Annotated in this window: 12 protein-coding genes; 3 read left to right on the plus strand and 9 right to left on the minus strand. The window is 71.6% G+C overall.

Annotated elements, in window-relative coordinates; all coding sequences use genetic code 11:
- Positions 1-2 precede the first annotated feature (2 nt).
- A complete protein-coding gene (locus D0Y53_RS01470) occupies positions 3-479 on the plus strand; it encodes a hotdog fold domain-containing protein (RefSeq protein WP_117201330.1) in 477 nt (158 codons plus the stop codon).
- Between the two features lie 221 nt (positions 480-700).
- On the opposite strand, the gene D0Y53_RS01475 is transcribed toward D0Y53_RS01470, so the two are convergent.
- The 4 genes from D0Y53_RS01475 to D0Y53_RS01495 form a co-directional block, all read right to left on the minus strand.
- Complete coding sequence (locus tag D0Y53_RS01475) at positions 701-1,609, minus strand: DUF4097 family beta strand repeat-containing protein (RefSeq protein WP_117201331.1); 909 nt, start codon at positions 1,607-1,609, stop codon at positions 701-703.
- A gap of 27 nt (positions 1,610-1,636) precedes the next feature.
- Positions 1,637-2,227, minus strand: coding sequence for a hypothetical protein (locus D0Y53_RS12800; protein ID WP_158550547.1), 591 nt, complete (start codon positions 2,225-2,227; stop codon positions 1,637-1,639).
- Complete coding sequence (locus D0Y53_RS01490) at positions 2,224-2,820, minus strand: RNA polymerase sigma factor (RefSeq protein ID WP_117201334.1); 597 nt, start codon at positions 2,818-2,820, stop codon at positions 2,224-2,226. The genes D0Y53_RS12800 and D0Y53_RS01490 overlap by 4 nt, the downstream gene beginning before the upstream one ends.
- A 236-nt stretch (positions 2,821-3,056) precedes the next feature.
- Positions 3,057-4,346 carry an NTP/NDP exchange transporter gene (locus D0Y53_RS01495; RefSeq protein ID WP_117201335.1) on the minus strand — a complete coding sequence of 430 codons (1,290 nt, stop codon included), beginning with the start codon at positions 4,344-4,346 and terminating at the stop codon, positions 3,057-3,059.
- A 159-nt stretch (positions 4,347-4,505) separates the two neighbouring features.
- Here D0Y53_RS01495 and D0Y53_RS01500 point away from each other — a divergent pair, with 159 nt between their 5' ends.
- Positions 4,506-6,104, plus strand: a complete 1,599-nt coding sequence (locus D0Y53_RS01500; RefSeq protein ID WP_117201336.1) for a GMC family oxidoreductase — start codon at positions 4,506-4,508, stop codon at positions 6,102-6,104.
- 588 nt (positions 6,105-6,692) lie between these two features.
- On the opposite strand, the gene D0Y53_RS01505 is transcribed toward D0Y53_RS01500, so the two are convergent.
- Positions 6,693-8,597: a M48 family metallopeptidase gene (locus tag D0Y53_RS01505; protein ID WP_117201337.1), complete on the minus strand. Its 1,905-nt coding sequence runs from the start codon at positions 8,595-8,597 to the stop codon at positions 6,693-6,695.
- Positions 8,598-8,676: 79 nt separating this feature from the next.
- Positions 8,677-9,273 (minus strand): LemA family protein, encoded by a 597-nt coding sequence (locus D0Y53_RS01510; RefSeq protein WP_117201338.1) that lies wholly within the window; start codon positions 9,271-9,273, stop codon positions 8,677-8,679.
- A gap of 82 nt (positions 9,274-9,355) precedes the next feature.
- Between D0Y53_RS01510 and D0Y53_RS01515 the strand changes: the two genes are divergently transcribed.
- Positions 9,356-10,798: a serine hydrolase domain-containing protein gene (locus D0Y53_RS01515; protein ID WP_117201339.1), complete on the plus strand. Its 1,443-nt coding sequence runs from the start codon at positions 9,356-9,358 to the stop codon at positions 10,796-10,798.
- Positions 10,799-11,842: 1,044 nt separating this feature from the next.
- On the opposite strand, the gene D0Y53_RS01520 is transcribed toward D0Y53_RS01515, so the two are convergent.
- From D0Y53_RS01520 to gcvT, 3 genes are all read right to left on the minus strand, one after another.
- Positions 11,843-12,292, minus strand: a complete 450-nt coding sequence (locus D0Y53_RS01520; protein ID WP_117201340.1) for a hypothetical protein — start codon at positions 12,290-12,292, stop codon at positions 11,843-11,845.
- Between the two features lie 988 nt (positions 12,293-13,280).
- The gene (gene gcvH, locus D0Y53_RS01525) at positions 13,281-13,676 is read right to left on the minus strand and encodes a glycine cleavage system protein GcvH (RefSeq protein WP_117201341.1); all 396 of its coding nucleotides are present in this window, start codon (positions 13,674-13,676) and stop codon (positions 13,281-13,283) included.
- Positions 13,677-13,752: 76 nt separating this feature from the next.
- On the minus strand, positions 13,753-14,853 hold the full coding sequence (gcvT, locus tag D0Y53_RS01530) for a glycine cleavage system aminomethyltransferase GcvT (RefSeq protein WP_117201342.1): 1,101 nt from the start codon (positions 14,851-14,853) through the stop codon (positions 13,753-13,755).
- Between the last annotated feature and the right edge of the window lie 71 nt (positions 14,854-14,924).

The raw sequence follows: 14,924 nt of genomic DNA on the forward strand, positions 1-14,924 counted from the left end.
CGATGGCCTCGCCGGTGCTGGCGGCGTACCGGCGCCTGGCGCGCTGGCCGGGCGGACGCTGGCTGTTTTCGCGGCTGGTCTGCCGCAAGGCGCCGTACTTTTCCGGCATCGCCCCGCGCATCCTGACGCTGGAGCCGGGACGCGGCGTCGCCGCCATCCGCCATCGCCGCGCGGTGACCAACCATATCGGCACCGTGCACGCGATCGCACTGTGCAACCTGGCCGAGCTCATCGGCGGGCTGACCTGCGACGTCAGCATCCCGGCCTCGATGCGCTGGATCCCCAAAGGAATGACGGTCGAATACCTGAAGAAGGCGATCGGCACGATGACCGCCACCGCCAGCCCCGCATTCGCACCGCTGGCCGCCGCCGATGCCGGCTACGAACTGCCGGTGGAGGTGCTGGTGCGCAACGACGCCGGCGAGACGGTCTTGCGCGCGCGCATCGCGATGTGGGTGTCGCCGAAAACCAGGCGCTGAGCGCCGCTCCGAACAGCGGCGCGGCCAACGCGGCTGGCACGCGAAGCTGTGACCGCGCCGTGGCTGCCAACCAGCACGACGCGAGCCAGGAGAGCCGGCAGAACACGCGCGGGCCGGTGACCAGGCCATGCGGCAGGCAGCCACAGGCAGCCGTTGTCCCGGCGGGCCGGCCAGCCCTTCGATGCCCGCCGGGCTTCGCGGCCTGGTGCCGCGCGCGGCGTTTACTCCAGGACCAGTTCGGCGTCGCCGGAGAAGGTCTCCATGCGGATCTCGCCGGCGCCGCTGCCGTAGCGCTGCTCCAGGCGCTTGCCGGGGCCGAACTCCTCCTTGTGGACGCTGGCGCCGGGGGCCTGCAGGTCGCCGCTGAAGCTCTCGCCGCTGACGCGCGCGGACAGCGCCTTGGGCAGGTGCAGGCGGATGTCGCCACTGACCGACTCGGCCTTGATCTGGCCGCCGTCGCGCAGCCCCACGCGCGCCTGCGCGTCGCCGGAGACGGTGCCGGTGGACAGGCGCCGCAGGCGCTGGCCGCGGCTGTCGACGGCGATGTCGCCGGACACGGTCTCGGCATGCACCGCACCGTCCAGGCGCCCGGACAGGACGATGTCGCCGCTGACTGTTTCCAGCCGCACGTCGCCGCTGTTGAGCGTCAGCCGCAGGTCGCCGCTGACGCTGTTGACCTGCGCCTGTTTCGGCGCGGCGGCCGCGACCACGTTGCCGCTGACCGTCTCCACTTCCAGCTCGCCCGGGGCCACGCCTGCGACATCGATGTCGGCAGAGACCGAGCCGAGGTCCAGGTCGGCCTGCAGCGGCACCTGCAGCCGCAGGTCGCTGGGGCCGGTGCGGTCGGTGCGCCAGGCGCCGATGCGCTTGGGGTATTGCACGCGCACCACCAGGTGGCCGCGGTCGCCCTCGATCAAGAGCTTTTCCGCGCCCTCGCCGAGCGTGCCGGTGATGCGGACCTCGTTGCGCTCCCAGGCGCGCACCTGGATGCGGCCCTTGAGGTTGTCGACCTCGACCCGGCCGCGCGGGTCCAGCGGACGGGTCTGCTCGATCGGCGTGGCCGCCAGCAGCGGCGTGGCGACGAGACCGGCGAGCAGGGCCAGGGCCAGGGTGGGGATGGGGTGGCGCATGACGTCGTCTCCGAAAGCGGTGCTGGATCAGGTCAGGGCGGCGCGCTGGGTGAGTGCCAGGCGCAGGGTATAGGTGTGGCGCAGGCGCTCGAGCAGGAAACGCGCGTCGGGATCGCGCGCCAGCGCGGTGCGGATCTGCGCGGCGCTGCGGTCGAGCTCGCGCAGCGCCGGCTGCTCCGCCTGCGGCGCCGGCGCGGCGGCCTGCAGTTCCTGCAACGCGGCGCGATATTCGCGGGTCAGCGCCGTGGCCTCGCGGTCGAGCGACGGCGCCGACGCCAGCGTCGCCCCGGCCTGCGATGCGGGTGGCGGCTGCAGTTGCCAGGCCACGCCGACGGCCAGTAGCAGCGACGCCGCCAGCGCCCATGGCGCGAAGCGCCGCGGCGAGGTGCGCGCCGACTGCGTGCGCGGCAACTGCGTGCGCGTCGACCGCGTGCCTGCCGACGGCGTGCCTGCCGGCGACGCGGACGCGGCGATGCGCGCCGCAATCTCCGGCCACAGGTCGTGCGCAGGGGCCAGCTCGCGGCGCAGACCGCGCAACTGCAGCCGCAGGCCGGCGTCCAGCGGCGCGTCGGCGGCGTGCTGCGTGCGTTCGGGACGGATGTCGTCGTTCTCGTTCATGCGTGCGCTCCCAGGCGTGCGCGCAACAGGCCGCGGGCGCGGTGCAGTTGCGCCTTGGAACTGCCGACCGCCATGTCCAGCGCGGCGGCGATTTCCTCGTGTTTCCAGCCTTCCACGTCGTACAGCACCAGCACCGCGCGGGCGCGCGGCGGCAGGGTCGCGACCGCGCGCTCCAGGTCCAGCGACAGCGCAGTGGCGTGGCCGGCCGAATCCGGCGCGCCGGCGTGGTCCAGCGCCTGCTCGTCGTCCTCGATCTGCGGCCGGCTGCGGCGCGCACGCAACTCCATCAGCGCGGTGTTGACCGCCAGCCGGTGCAGCCAGGTCGTGAACGCGCTCTCGAAGCGGTAGCCCGGCAACGCCTGCCAGGCGCGCACGAAGGCTTCCTGGGTCAGGTCCTCGGCACGCGCGCGGTCGAAGCCGACCAGCCGCGCGACCACGCCATGCACGCGCGCGGCGTGGCGCCGATACAGCGCCTCGAAGGCGCTGCCGTCGCCGGCCGCGGCCGCGCGCGCCAACGCCTGGTCGACGTCGGCGGCCGCCGGCGCGGCGGAGTCGGGATCGGGCTGCCAGTCGGACACGGTGACGGTGAGCATACCCACTCCGATGCGCGTGACCCGCCGATGGTTTAGGCCGCGGGTCCGGCTCCGGGGAGCGTCGCGAAGCGCGCCCTCCGGGCAGGGCTGTCGCCGGCGTGGAGGCGGGCGTCAGGTCTCCAGGATGGAATGCACGGCATGGCTCGCCTGCGAGGCGGGGCCAGCACGGCATCGCAAGCGAGTTCGCAAGCGCCTTGGGCGCGACGCTCCGGTTCCGCGGTGAGCCACGGCGGCAGTTAGGGTTCCGGCGGCCCGCCGCGTTCCACGCGCCGGGCCAGACGCCAGCCGATGGTGCCGGCGGCGGTCGCGGCGAGGGCCCCGAGGGCCGCGAACCCGCCGGTGGCCACGCCGGCCAGGCGCAGCAGGTTCATGCCGCTGGCGGTGACCACGTCGCCGAAACGCCACACTGCCGTGTCCACCGCGTTCTTGCCCTTGTAGCGCAGGCTGCGCGGGACGAAGGTGAACAGGCTTTCGCGCGCCGGTCCCTGCATGCCGTAGGACAGCCCGCGGCTGACGATCAGCGCCACCGCCACCGTCGGCAGGACGGCGCCCGTCGGCAACCCGACCACCGGCGTAGCCATCGCCAGCAGCAGCGCGGCGACCGTCGCGGCCGCCCAGATCGCGATCGGCAGCGCCGCCCCGTGGCGCACCAGCAACCAGCGCGTCAGGGTCAACTGCACCGCCACCTGCAGCACGTTCGTGGCCAGGTCGATGTCGGCCGCGAACCGCGTGCGCGACACCGCGTCGTGGAAGGTCGCTCCCGAGTAATCGGTGACCAGCACATAGTTGACCGTACCGATCGCATCGCCCAGCAGCATCAGCAACGCCATCGCGCGCATGAACGGATCGCCGAACACCTGCTTGAGCCCGTCGAACATGCCGCCGCCCAGCGCCGCCTCGTCATCGGCCTGCCGGCGCGCGCCATGCAGCCGCGACCAGCGCCCCAGCGCCACCACGCACACCAGCGCCGCGCCCAGCAGCGCCGCCGACACCAGCAGCAGCGGCGCCACGCCGATGACCCCGACCAGGCTGCGGGTCAGCGCCGGCCCGGCGATGGCGCCGGCAGTGCCGCCCAGGGCAATGAGCGGGAACAGCCGCCGCGCCTGCCGCTGGTCCCAGATGTCGGCCATGAAGCTCCAGAACACCGACACCACGAACAGGTTGAACACGCTCACCCAGACGAAGAACACCATGCCCAGCAGGCGCGGGTCGAGCAGCCCGCGCACGCCGAACAGCGGCACGAAGCCCAGCAGGCAGGCGATGAAGAACAGGTACACCACCGGCACCAGCACCCGCCGCGGCCAGCGCGCCGCCAGCCACGCGAACACCGGCGTCAGCGCCAGGGTCGCCACGAAGGTCGCCGCGAAGAACCACGGCAGCTGGGTCGAGCCCACCGCCGCGGCCAGCTGCTCGCGCACCGGCCGCATCACGTAGTAGGCGGCCAGCACGCAGAAGAAATACGCGAACGACAGCCCCACCGCGCGCGCTTCGCCGGCATGGACGCGTCCACCTGGACTTGCGGGCATGGGGTTTCCGCTGGCCGCTGCCGGCCCGGCAGCGCGTGCACGGTAGCCGATGGCGGGCGCCGGCCGCCAGCGCGGGCCGGCACCATTCCCGAGCATTTGCTCCAGCAGCCGGGCATAGTTTGCCCCTGAAGTCGGCACACCCGTGCCGCGGGGTGGCCCGTGTACGACTACATCATCATCGGCGCCGGTTCGGCCGGCTGCGTGCTCGCCAACCGGCTCAGCGAGGATCCCGACTGCAAGGTGCTGCTGCTGGAAGCCGGCCCGCGCGACTGGCATCCCTTCATCCACATGCCCGCCGGCCTGGCCAAGCTGGTCGGGCAGAAAGGCGTGAACTGGAACTACGACACCGCGCCGCAGCCGCATCTGGACGGGCGCACGCTGTGGTGGCCGCGCGGCAAGGTGCTGGGCGGCTCCAGCTCGATCAACGCGATGTGCTACATCCGCGGCGTGCCCGCCGACTACGACGGCTGGGCCGCGCAGGGCGCCGCGGGCTGGGACTGGGACACGGTGCTGCCCTACTTCATCCGCAGCGAAGGCAACGTCCGCGGCGGCGATGCGCTGCACGGCGGCGACGGCCCGCTGACGGTCTCGGACCTGCGCTACGTCAACCCGCTGTCCTACGCCTTCATCGAGGCCGGGCAACAGGCCGGTCATGCCCACAGCCACGACTTCAATGGTCCGGACCAGGCCGGCGTCGGCCTGTACCAGGTGACCCAGCGCGACGGCGCGCGCTGCTCGGCCGCGGTCGCCTACCTGGCCCCGGCGCGCACGCGCTCCAACCTCACCGTGCACACCCATGCGCTGGTCAGCCGCATCACCTTCGAGCGCGCCACGTCGGCCAGCCCGCGCGCCAACGGCGTCACCTACTCGATGCGCGGCAAGGCCTTCCACCAGCCGGCCGCGCGCGAGGTCATCGTCTGCGGCGGCGCGGTCAACTCGCCGCAGCTGCTGATGCTCTCGGGCGTCGGCCCGGCTGCGGAGCTGCGCCGGCATGGCATCGCCGTGGTCGCCGACGCGCCCGACGTCGGCGCCAACCTGCAGGACCACCTGGACATCTGCACCCTGCAGCATTGCCCGCCGCGGCTGAGCTACGACCGCCTCGGCGACCTGCGGATCGCCTTCGACTATTTCCTGCGCGGGCATCGCGGCCCGGGCAGCAGCAACATCGCCGAGGCCGGCGGCTTCGTGCGCTCGCGCCTGGCCAGGGATGCGCGTTGCGACGTCCAGTTCCATTTCGTCCCGGCGATGCTCGACGACCACGGCCGTCATCGCCTTGCCGGCGATGGCTACACCCTGCACGCCTGCTTCCTGCATCCGCGCAGCCGCGGCCGCATCGCCCTGGCCAGCAACCGCGCCGGCGACAAGCCGCGGATCGAGGCGAACTACCTCGGCGACGCCGAAGGCTTCGACCTGAAGATGATGGTCGAGTGCGCCCGGCTCGCGCGCGAGGTGTTCGCGCAGAAGGCCTTCGACCCGTACCGCGGCGCGCCGATCTTCCCGGCGCGCAGCGACCTGTCGGACGCGGAGCTGGCGGCGTTCGTCCGCGCCAAGGCCGAGACCGTGTACCACCCGGTCGGCAGCTGCCGCATGGGCAGCGACGCGGCAGCGGTGGTCGATCCGCAGCTGCGCGTGCGCGGCGTCGACGGCCTGCGCGTGGTCGACGCCTCGGTGATGCCGTGCCTGCCGACCGGCAACACCAACGCGCCGACGATCATGATCGCCGAGCGCGCCGCCGACCTGATCCGCGGCCGGGCCTGAGCGCGCGCGACGACCGGATGCCCGGACTTTTCCCGGATCCTTCTACCAATCGCGGAACCTCTGCGGGAAAGCCGGCAGCCCGGCCGATGCGGAACACACCGCGAATCCGTCGCTGGAGTCTCGGCGGCGCCATCCCTTCGTCTCCCAAGCGCGGAAACCTCCGCGGAAGCCGGTGACCCGACCTGTGCAGACACGCCGTGAATACGTCGCTGGAGTCTCGGCGGCCCCATCCCTTCGTCCCCCAAGTGCGGAAACGTCTGCAGGGGAAGCCGGTGGCCCGGCCTGTGCGGGACACGCCGTGAATACGTCCCTGTAGGCTCCTCGGCGGCATCCATGCCGCCGACGGTCCCGCACAGGCCCGGCCACCGGCTTCTGGCAAGTGAGTCGGCGCTTGTAAAAAAAGCCGCCGAAGCGACGATCTTCAATCTCGCCAAGTCGCCGGCCGGCGGGCTGGGGGTGCGGAGAGCAGGCCAAGGATGGCCTGCGCCCCGACTTAAAGACAGGAGGTCGTCAGGAGGGCGCAGCACCCCCAGCCCGCCGGGCGGCGACTCCTTCCGAAGCCGACTCCCGAACGGGGGAAACTCTTGCTCAGGGAACGGCCCGCTCCAGCATCGGCGGCAGCGGACAATGCAGCACGCCGCAGATCGTGCGCAGCAGTTCGGACTCGGCCACGCCGATGCGGCCGTCGTGGCCGATGGTGGCGGACAGGCCTTCGACCAGCGCCTGCCGCGCCAGCGGATCCAGCGCGTCCAGCGGCGCCCACACCGCGTCCAGCGCCAGCACCCCGCCGGCGCGCGGCAGGTACGGCAGGTGGTCGCGCGGCAGCACCCGCTGGATCCCGGCCAGGTAGGCGCGCTGCGCTTCGGCCGGATCGGCATGCCCGGCCTGCGCTACCACGCACAGCAGCGTGGATACCTCGCTGCGCACCCCGGCCAGCTTGCGCCGGCCGAACCGCGCATAGCGCGCCGGGTCCAGCGCTTCGCGCACCTGCACCTGCAGCAGCCGGCCCAGGCAGTACTCGAACAGCGACACCCGGCCGTCGGCATTGACCACCGCGTGCACGGTGTCCAGGAACGTGTCGAGTTCCGGCCGCGGCCGCCGCCGCAGCACCGGGAACGCCAGCGCCGCCAGCGGCAGCCGCAGCAATGGATGCAGGCCGGCGAGGGATCGTGCATGCGCCTGCCGCGCCGCGTCGGCCACGGCCGCACCCAGTCGCGCGGCGATCTCGGTGTACTGGATCCGCGCCAGTGCGGGCTCCTCGGCCAGCAGCAGGCCCAGCAGCAGCGGCATCACCGCGTCGCGGCGCGCGGCCAGGATGCGCAGTTCGTCGGGAATCCGGGCGACGATCGCGTCGGCGCGACGGTAGTCGTCGGCAGCCGGCGCGGCCACCTGCGCCACCACCATCGGCGGGGTCAGCGCGAACTCGCCCGCCGCGGCCGGGAGCGTCGCGTCACCGGCGGGTACCAGCCCCAGCTGCACATCCTCGGCCAGGCCGTCGGGCGGTGCCGCCAGCCAGCGCCGCTGCAAGTCGTGCAGTTGCTCGGCGCGGAACGTCGGCTCCAGCGCCTGGATCCGCGCCAGCAGCGGCGGATGGGTGGCGAACAGCCCGGAGAAACCGACGCCGTCGCCGAACAGCATGTGGCTGACCTCCTCGGCGTCGCCGCGGTCGTTGAGCCTGGAGCCGGCATCGAGGCCGCCGATTTTCTTCAGCGCGCCGGCCAGGCCCCGCGTCTGCCGGGTGAACTGCACCGCGCTGGCGTCGGCCAGCGACTCGCGCGTGCGGCTGACGCCGGCCTTGATCACGCGCCCGAAGAACAGCCCGACGTAGCCGACCAGCAGCGCGATCAGCGCCGCCACCAGGATCACCGCCGCGCCGCGGCTATTGCGGCCGCGACCACCCAGTTGCAGCACCTTGCGGCCGATGACGCCGAGCATCAGGATCCCGAACAGCACCCCGATCAGGCGGATGTTCAGGCGCATGTCGCCGTTGAGGATGTGGCTGAACTCGTGCGCGATCACGCCCTGCAGTTCGTCGCGGTTGAGCCGGTCGAGCGCGCCGCGGGTGACCGCGACCACCGCGTCCGACGGCGTGTAGCCGGCGGCGAAGGCATTGATCGCGGCCTCGTGCTCGAGCACGTAGAGCTTGGGCACCGGCACCCCGGAGGCGATCGCGATTTCCTCGACCACGTTGCGCAGCCGGCGCAAGTCGGCATCGGTGGCGTCCTCGGGTACCGGCACGCCGCCCAGTTGCAGCGCCACCGGCTCGCCGCCGCCGCGCAGCGAGGCGACCCGGTACAGCGAGCCGATGCCGATGATCGCCAGCGTGGCGAGGGTGGTGAAGGTCAGCAGTGCGCCGGCCCGGCCCGCCGCGCCGAACACCAGATACACGCCGGCATCGACCGCGAGCACGATGCCCAGCACCGCCAGCGCGAACAACAGCAGCAGCCGCGTCGAGGTGCGGCGCGCGGCGGCCTGGCGTTCGAAGAAGTTCATGGATCCTGCTGCCTGCGATCGTCGGGCCCGCGACAGCGTGGCTTCGCCAGCTCGCAGGCCAGGCGTCTGCGCGCGTGCTTCAGAACTGCACCTTGGGCGCCGCGCGCACCTCGGCCCGCTGCGCGGCCGGGATTTCCAGCAGTGCCGCCGCGGCGAAGCCGAACAGGCCGGCGACCACGCTCGAAGGGAACACCTCGCGCTTGTTGTTGTAGGCCATCACCGAGTCGTTGAAGGCCTGGCGGGCGAAGGCGACCCGGTTCTCGGTCGAGGTCAGCTCCTCGGTCAGCTGCAGCATGTTCTGGCTGGCCTTGAGATCCGGGTAGGCCTCGACCACCGCCAGCAGCCGCCCGAGCGCACCGTCGAGCATGCCCTGTGCCGCGCCCAGGGTGGCCATCGCCGCCGGGTCGCCGGGGCTGGCCTTGGCCGCGGCCAGGCCCGAGAGCGCCGCGCCGCGCGCGGCGACCACCGCTTCCAGGGTTTCGCGTTCGTGGGTGAGGTAGCCCTTGGCGGTCTCGACCAGGTTCGGGATCAGGTCGAAGCGCCGCTGCAGCTGCACGTCGATCTGGGCGAAGGCATTGCGGAAGGCATTGCGGGCCGTGATCAGACCGTTGTAGATGGCCACCGCCCAAACTGCGACGACGGCCACAATCCCGAGCAGAATCAGCAGCGTGCCCATCGAAGTTCCCCTTGTTCATGCAAAGACGGGAGCAGGCGTTATGATCGACCCGCAGGCGCAGCATACGCAGGGGGCATGCCCGATGAAAGACGATCCGGTGCGGACAGCCTTGTCGGTTCCCGAGCCGCTGCCGCATCGCTGGCGCAAGCATCGGCTGGCTGCGCTGGCGCTGCTGTTGCCGCTGGCGCTGGGGTCGGCCGCGCAGACGCCGTTGCGCTGGTCCTCGCCGTCGCCGGCGACGCAGCTGGCGACCGTGGTCACCGCGCCGGCACGCAGCGCCCCGGTCGCCCCGCATCAGATCGCCTACGTCCCGCCGCCGCCGCGGGCGATGCCGCTGGCCACCGGCTTCGACGTGCAGCGCTTCGAGGCGATGGCGCAGGCGCTGGTCGCCGGCCAGCGCGTCCCCGGCCTGGCGATGGCGATCGTCAAGGACGGCCACATCCTCAGCGCGCGCGGCTACGGCATCACCGCCGTCGATGCCGCCGAGCCGGTCGATGCCCACACCGTGTTCCGCCTGGCCTCGCTGTCCAAGGCCTTCGCCGGCACCGTCGCCGGCCTGCTGGTGTCCGAGGGCGCGCTGCGCTGGGACAGCCGCGTCGCCGACTTCATGCCCGAGCTGCAGTTCTCGCAGCCCGGCGCCGCGCAGCAGCTGACCGTCGCCGAGGTCCTCAGCCACCGCGTCGGCCTGCCCCAGAACGCCTACGACCGCGACATCGAGAACAACGCCGACTACCGCAGCCTGGTGCGCCGGCTGGCCGCGGCGCCGATGAAGTGCGCGCCCGGCCAGTGCTACGCCTACCAGAACGTCGCCTTCAGCCTGATCGGCGACGTCGTGTTCGCCGCCACCGGGCGCTTCTTCAGCGAGGCCGTCGCCCGCCGCATCTTCAAGCCGCTGGGCATGGACGACGCCAGCTACGGCCTGGACGGCATCGAGGGCAGCCCGCGCTGGGCGCGACCGCACGTGCGCGGCCGCAACGGCTGGGTGGCGCTGACGCCCAAGCCCACCTATTACCGCGTCGCCCCCGCCGCCGGGGTCAACGCCAGCATCAGCGACATGGCGCAATGGCTGATCGCGCAGACCGGGCACCGTCCCGACGTGCTGCCCGAATCCCTGCTGGCGACGCTGCACGCGCCGGTGGTGGACACGCCGGCGGAACTGCGCGGCTCTTCGTGGCGACGCGAGCGCCTGGGCGCCGCCGGCTACGGCATCGGCTGGCGCGTGTACGACTACGCCGGCCACCGCGTGGTCTTCCACGGCGGCGCGGTGCAGGGCTACCGCGCCTCGATCGCATTGCTGCCCGAGCGCGATCTGGGCGTGGCGTTGCTGTGGAACAGCAGCAGCAGCGCACCGGGCGGGCTGCTGCCCACCATCCTCGACAGCGCGATCGGGCTGCCGACCGGCGACTGGCTGGAGCTAGACCAGGACGATGTCGAGCTGCTGTACGCGCAGCAGCAACATGCGCCGCAGGCGCCGTCGGTGCAGTCCGGCAGCGACGACTCGGTATCGCGCGCCCGGCCGGAATAACGCCGCGCGGCAGGAGACAAGCCGGGCTGCGCATCTGCACCCGGCGTCCTTCCCAAAACCGGATCTCCCCTCCCACGCGAGAGACTTTTGCGCGGGAACCCGGTGGCCCGGCCGCAGGGCCGGCGCGAAGACACCCCTTCAAGCGCCGAAGCTTCTGCGGCGGAAGCTGGTGGCCCGACCTGTGCGGGACACGCCGTGAATACCCCTTCATGTGAAGCAACATCCGCCGGGGAACCAGCGCGATCCAGCCTGTGCGGGCGAAGACATCCCCAAGTGCGGGAATATCTGCGGGGAAGCCGGCGGCCCGGCCTGTGCGGGACACGCCGCGAAGACATTCCCAAGTGCGGAAACATCGCGGGGGAAGCCGGTGGCCCGACCTGTGCGGGACACGCCGTGAATACGTCCCTGTAGGCTCCTCGGCGGCATCCATGCCGCCGACGGTCCCGCACAGGCCGGGCCACCGGCTTCCAGGCAAGTAAGTTGGCGCTTGCAGAAAAAACCAGCCGAAGCGACGAACCTCCAGTCTCGCGCAGTCGCCGGCCGGCGGGCTGGGGGTGCGGAGAGTGGACCATGGATGGTCCACGACCCGACTTAAAGACAGGACGTCGTCAGGAGGGCGCAGCACCCCCAGCCCGCCGGACGGCGACTCCTCCCGAAGCCGATCAAAACCGAGGACAGACCCATGGATAGGATGGCCTGCACCCCGACTTGAAGACAGGGCGTCGTCAGGAGGGCGCAGCACCCCCAGCCCGCCGGGCGGCGACTGCTTCCGAAGCCGATTCCCGGAGTCGGGAATGTCCGAGCCCCTCGGTTCGTTTTTGATGGTCTCAAGACACAGGATCCCCGCTTTCGCGGAGATGACGACGACGCTCAGGCCTTCTTCGGGCCATGACGTCGCGAGCAGGGTGCGGCCACTCCCGACCGGCCGGGCAACGGCTCTGCCCGGAACCGATCCACGGAGTCGATAAGAAAGGGCGAAAAAAAACTCCCTCTCCGCCTGGGCGTGCGGAGAGGGAGTCTTGATGACGGCTAATCGGGTACCGCTTACATCATCGGTGCGGGAGCGGTCGGCATCGCCACCGGGGCGGCCTTGCGCTTCGCAGGACGCTTGGCCTTCTTCGCGGCCTTCTTGGCAGCCGGACGCTTGGCCGCCTTCTTGGCGGTCTTCTTCGCGGCCTTCTTCGCCGGGCGGCGCTTGGCCGCGGCCTTCTTCGCCGGACGCTTGGCCGCCTTCTTGGCGGTCTTGCGCACGGCCTTCTTGGCGACCTTCTTCGCCGGACGCTTGGTCGCCTTCTTGGCGGTCTTGCGCACGGCCTTCTTGGCGGCCTTCTTCGCCGGGCGCCGCTTGGCGGCGGTCTTGCGGACGGCCTTCTTGGCGGTCTTCTTGGCGGCCTTGCGCACGGTCTTCTTGGCGGCTTTCTTCGCCGCCGGTTTCTTGGCGACCTTCTTCGTCGCCTTCTTGGCGGACTTCTTCGCAGCTTTCTTCATGGCCATGAGATGGCTCCTCGTCAGTGGACTTACGGGTACTGCAGCCCAGTTCAAAACGACATCGCGGGAGTCGGACCCGCGACCAACCGCCGACGCGCGGAGCGCGCCGGAACGGATCCCGATGGAGAGTCCGCGCCCGTGAGGGCGGACTCCTGCGGAGGGATTCCCCGCATCAGTCGAGCACCGGCAAGCAATGGCCGGCAACAAAAAACCCGCGTCGCGAGGCGATGCAGGTCGGCGTGTTGGGTGTGACGATCGCTTTTTCGGGGGGAGACGGTGCCCGCGTCCACCTTCGAGACTGTCCGGGCGGAGGGTTGTGTCGTGCTGCTCGTTGTCGCGGTTGTCCGACTCACTCTCGTCCGCAGGTCACGTCTGCTGGGCGAAACCTAATCACGGTTTTTTCGGCTGTCAACAACCTGTCGCAAAAAAATTCCCGCGCTCGGCCGCCGCGGTCGCCGCCGCCGGGCGCGCGGCATGCGCGCTGCGCGCGTGTCGCGCACCGCCGCAACGCACCGGCGACATCGCGCCGGATTCGGCGGCGCACGAAAAAACTCCGCGTTTTATGCGGTTTGCGTCGACCGGCGGCACCGACGCGCCCGCGATCGCGGACATGCGGCGCGGCATGCGTGCGCCCGCGCCGCGCACGCCGCCGGGCGTCCGGCGCCGCCGCAATGGAGCGCCACCACGACAGCGCCGATGGCGCGTCGCAGCAGCCCGACTGCGCCAAAGTGCGCAAGAAATTCCGGTCGCCGCGCGACGCCGACCACGCGCGTCCGGCGTGCGTCGCGCGGGTGGAGACGTCCGTGGCGTCGTCCGCGCGAACCTCGCTGCGCATCCGGATCGCGGCGGCAGCGATGCCGCCCGGACATTGGCGCCGCGGAGCGGCGCACCGCACCGACACCGCAGCAGCGCGCCTGCGCCGCGCTTTCGCCGGCCGCAAACGAAACCGGCCGCACAGGGCGGCCGGTCGCAACGCACGCGGCGGGCGCCGCGCTCAGTGGTCCTCTTCCTCGAGCAGCTCGGCGTAGGCGTCCGGATCGAGCAGCTCGTTGAGCTGGTCCGGCTCCTCGATCTCGACCACGTACAGCCAGCCGTCGCCGTAGGCGTCCTCGTTGATGGTTTCCGGCTTGTCCGCCAGCGCGCTGTTGACTTCGACCACGACCCCGGTGACCGGGCTGTACACGTCGGAGGCGGCCTTCACCGACTCGACCACGGCACTGGCGTTGCCGGCCTCGACGCGGTCGCCGACGTTGGGCAGCTCGACGTAGACCAGGTCGCCGAGCAGGCCCTGGGCGTGATCGGAGATGCCGACGGTGACCTTGCCGTCGCCTTCGACGCGCGCCCACTCGTGGGACTTCAGGAATTTCAGATCGCCGGGGATCTCGCTCATCGTGGGCTCCGGGAATGCGGGTCGGACCGACCGTGGGGTTGGGGGTCGTAGTTTAGCCAGCCAGCCGGGATGAAAATCAAATCCCGGCCTGCGCCTGGCCCTCGCGCACGAACGGGAACTTCACCACCCGCACCGGCACCTCGCGGCCGCGGATGTCCACGCGCACCTCTCCGGGCTCACCGGCGGGCACCCGCGCGAACGCGATCGCCTTGCCCAGGGTCGGGGCGAAGGTGCCGGACAGGATCTCGCCCTCGCCGTTGGCGGTGAGCACGCGCTGGCCGTGGCGCAGCACGCCCTTCTCGTCCATCACCAGGCCGATCATCTGCCGCGGCGCGCCGGCGGCGTGCTGCGCTTCCAGCACCGCGCGGCCGATGAAGTCGCGGTCCGCGTCCAGCGCCACGGTCCAGCCGAGCGCGGCTTCGTAGGGAGTCACCGTCTCGTCCATGTCCTGGCCGTAGAGGTTCATGCCCGCTTCCAGGCGCAGGGTGTCGCGCGCGCCCAGGCCGGCGGGTTTGACCCCGGCTTCGAGCAGCGCGTTCCACAGCGCGACTGCGCGGTCGACCGGCACCACCATCTCGAAGCCGTCCTCGCCGGTGTAGCCGGTGCGGGCGAGGAACAGCCGGGTGCCGTCCTTCGTCTGCACCTCCACCGCGGCGAAGCGGGCCAGCTTGCCGGCGACCTGCGCGCCCGCCTCGTCCAGCAAGCCAAGCACCCGCTCGCGCGCGGCCGGGCCCTGCACCGCGATCATCCCGAAGTCCTCGCGTTCGGTCGCCGCCACGCCGAACGGCTGCGCCTGCGCGCCGATCCAGGCCAGGTCCTTGTCGCGGGTGGCGGCATTGACCACCAGGCGGAAGAAGTCCTCGGCCAGGTAATAGACGATGAGGTCGTCGATCACCCCGCCCTGCGCGTTCAGCATGCAGGTGTAGAGCGCCTTGCCGGGCTTGCGCAGCTTGTCCACCGAGTTGGCGACGAGGTGGCGCAGGAACTCGCGCACGCGCGCGCCGTGCAGGTCGACCACGGTCATGTGCGAGACATCGAACATGCCGGCATCGCGCCGCACCTGGTGGTGCTCCTCGACCTGCGAACCGTAATGCAGCGGCATGTCCCAGCCGCCGAAATCGACCATCTTCGCGCCGAGGGCGCGATGGGCGTCGTTGAGGATGGTCTTGCGGGTCATCGGCCGGGCTCGTGCGGGGGGACGCCGATTATCCCGCGCCACGGCGAAACTTGCTCGTGACGCCCTCCGGC

The organism is Cognatiluteimonas weifangensis (assembly GCF_003416885.1).
GTDB lineage: Bacteria > Pseudomonadota > Gammaproteobacteria > Xanthomonadales > Xanthomonadaceae > Cognatiluteimonas > Cognatiluteimonas weifangensis.

Bases quoted from the DNA above. Each gene is read 5' to 3' on its own strand.
- D0Y53_RS01470 (WP_117201330.1), top strand. From the start codon at position 3: ATGGCCTCGCCGGTGCTGGCGGCGTACCGGCGCCTGGCGCGCTGGCCG.
- D0Y53_RS01475 (WP_117201331.1), bottom strand. From the start codon at position 1,609: ATGCGCCACCCCATCCCCACCCTGGCCCTGGCCCTGCTCGCCGGTCTC.
- D0Y53_RS12800 (WP_158550547.1), bottom strand. From the start codon at position 2,227: ATGAACGAGAACGACGACATCCGTCCCGAACGCACGCAGCACGCCGCC.
- D0Y53_RS01490 (WP_117201334.1), bottom strand. From the start codon at position 2,820: ATGCTCACCGTCACCGTGTCCGACTGGCAGCCCGATCCCGACTCCGCC.
- D0Y53_RS01495 (WP_117201335.1), bottom strand. From the start codon at position 4,346: ATGCCCGCAAGTCCAGGTGGACGCGTCCATGCCGGCGAAGCGCGCGCG.
- D0Y53_RS01505 (WP_117201337.1), bottom strand. From the start codon at position 8,597: ATGAACTTCTTCGAACGCCAGGCCGCCGCGCGCCGCACCTCGACGCGG.
- D0Y53_RS01510 (WP_117201338.1), bottom strand. From the start codon at position 9,273: ATGGGCACGCTGCTGATTCTGCTCGGGATTGTGGCCGTCGTCGCAGTT.
- D0Y53_RS01515 (WP_117201339.1), top strand. From the start codon at position 9,356: ATGAAAGACGATCCGGTGCGGACAGCCTTGTCGGTTCCCGAGCCGCTG.
- D0Y53_RS01520 (WP_117201340.1), bottom strand. From the start codon at position 12,292: ATGGCCATGAAGAAAGCTGCGAAGAAGTCCGCCAAGAAGGCGACGAAG.
- gcvH (WP_117201341.1), bottom strand. From the start codon at position 13,676: ATGAGCGAGATCCCCGGCGATCTGAAATTCCTGAAGTCCCACGAGTGG.
- gcvT (WP_117201342.1), bottom strand. From the start codon at position 14,853: ATGACCCGCAAGACCATCCTCAACGACGCCCATCGCGCCCTCGGCGCG.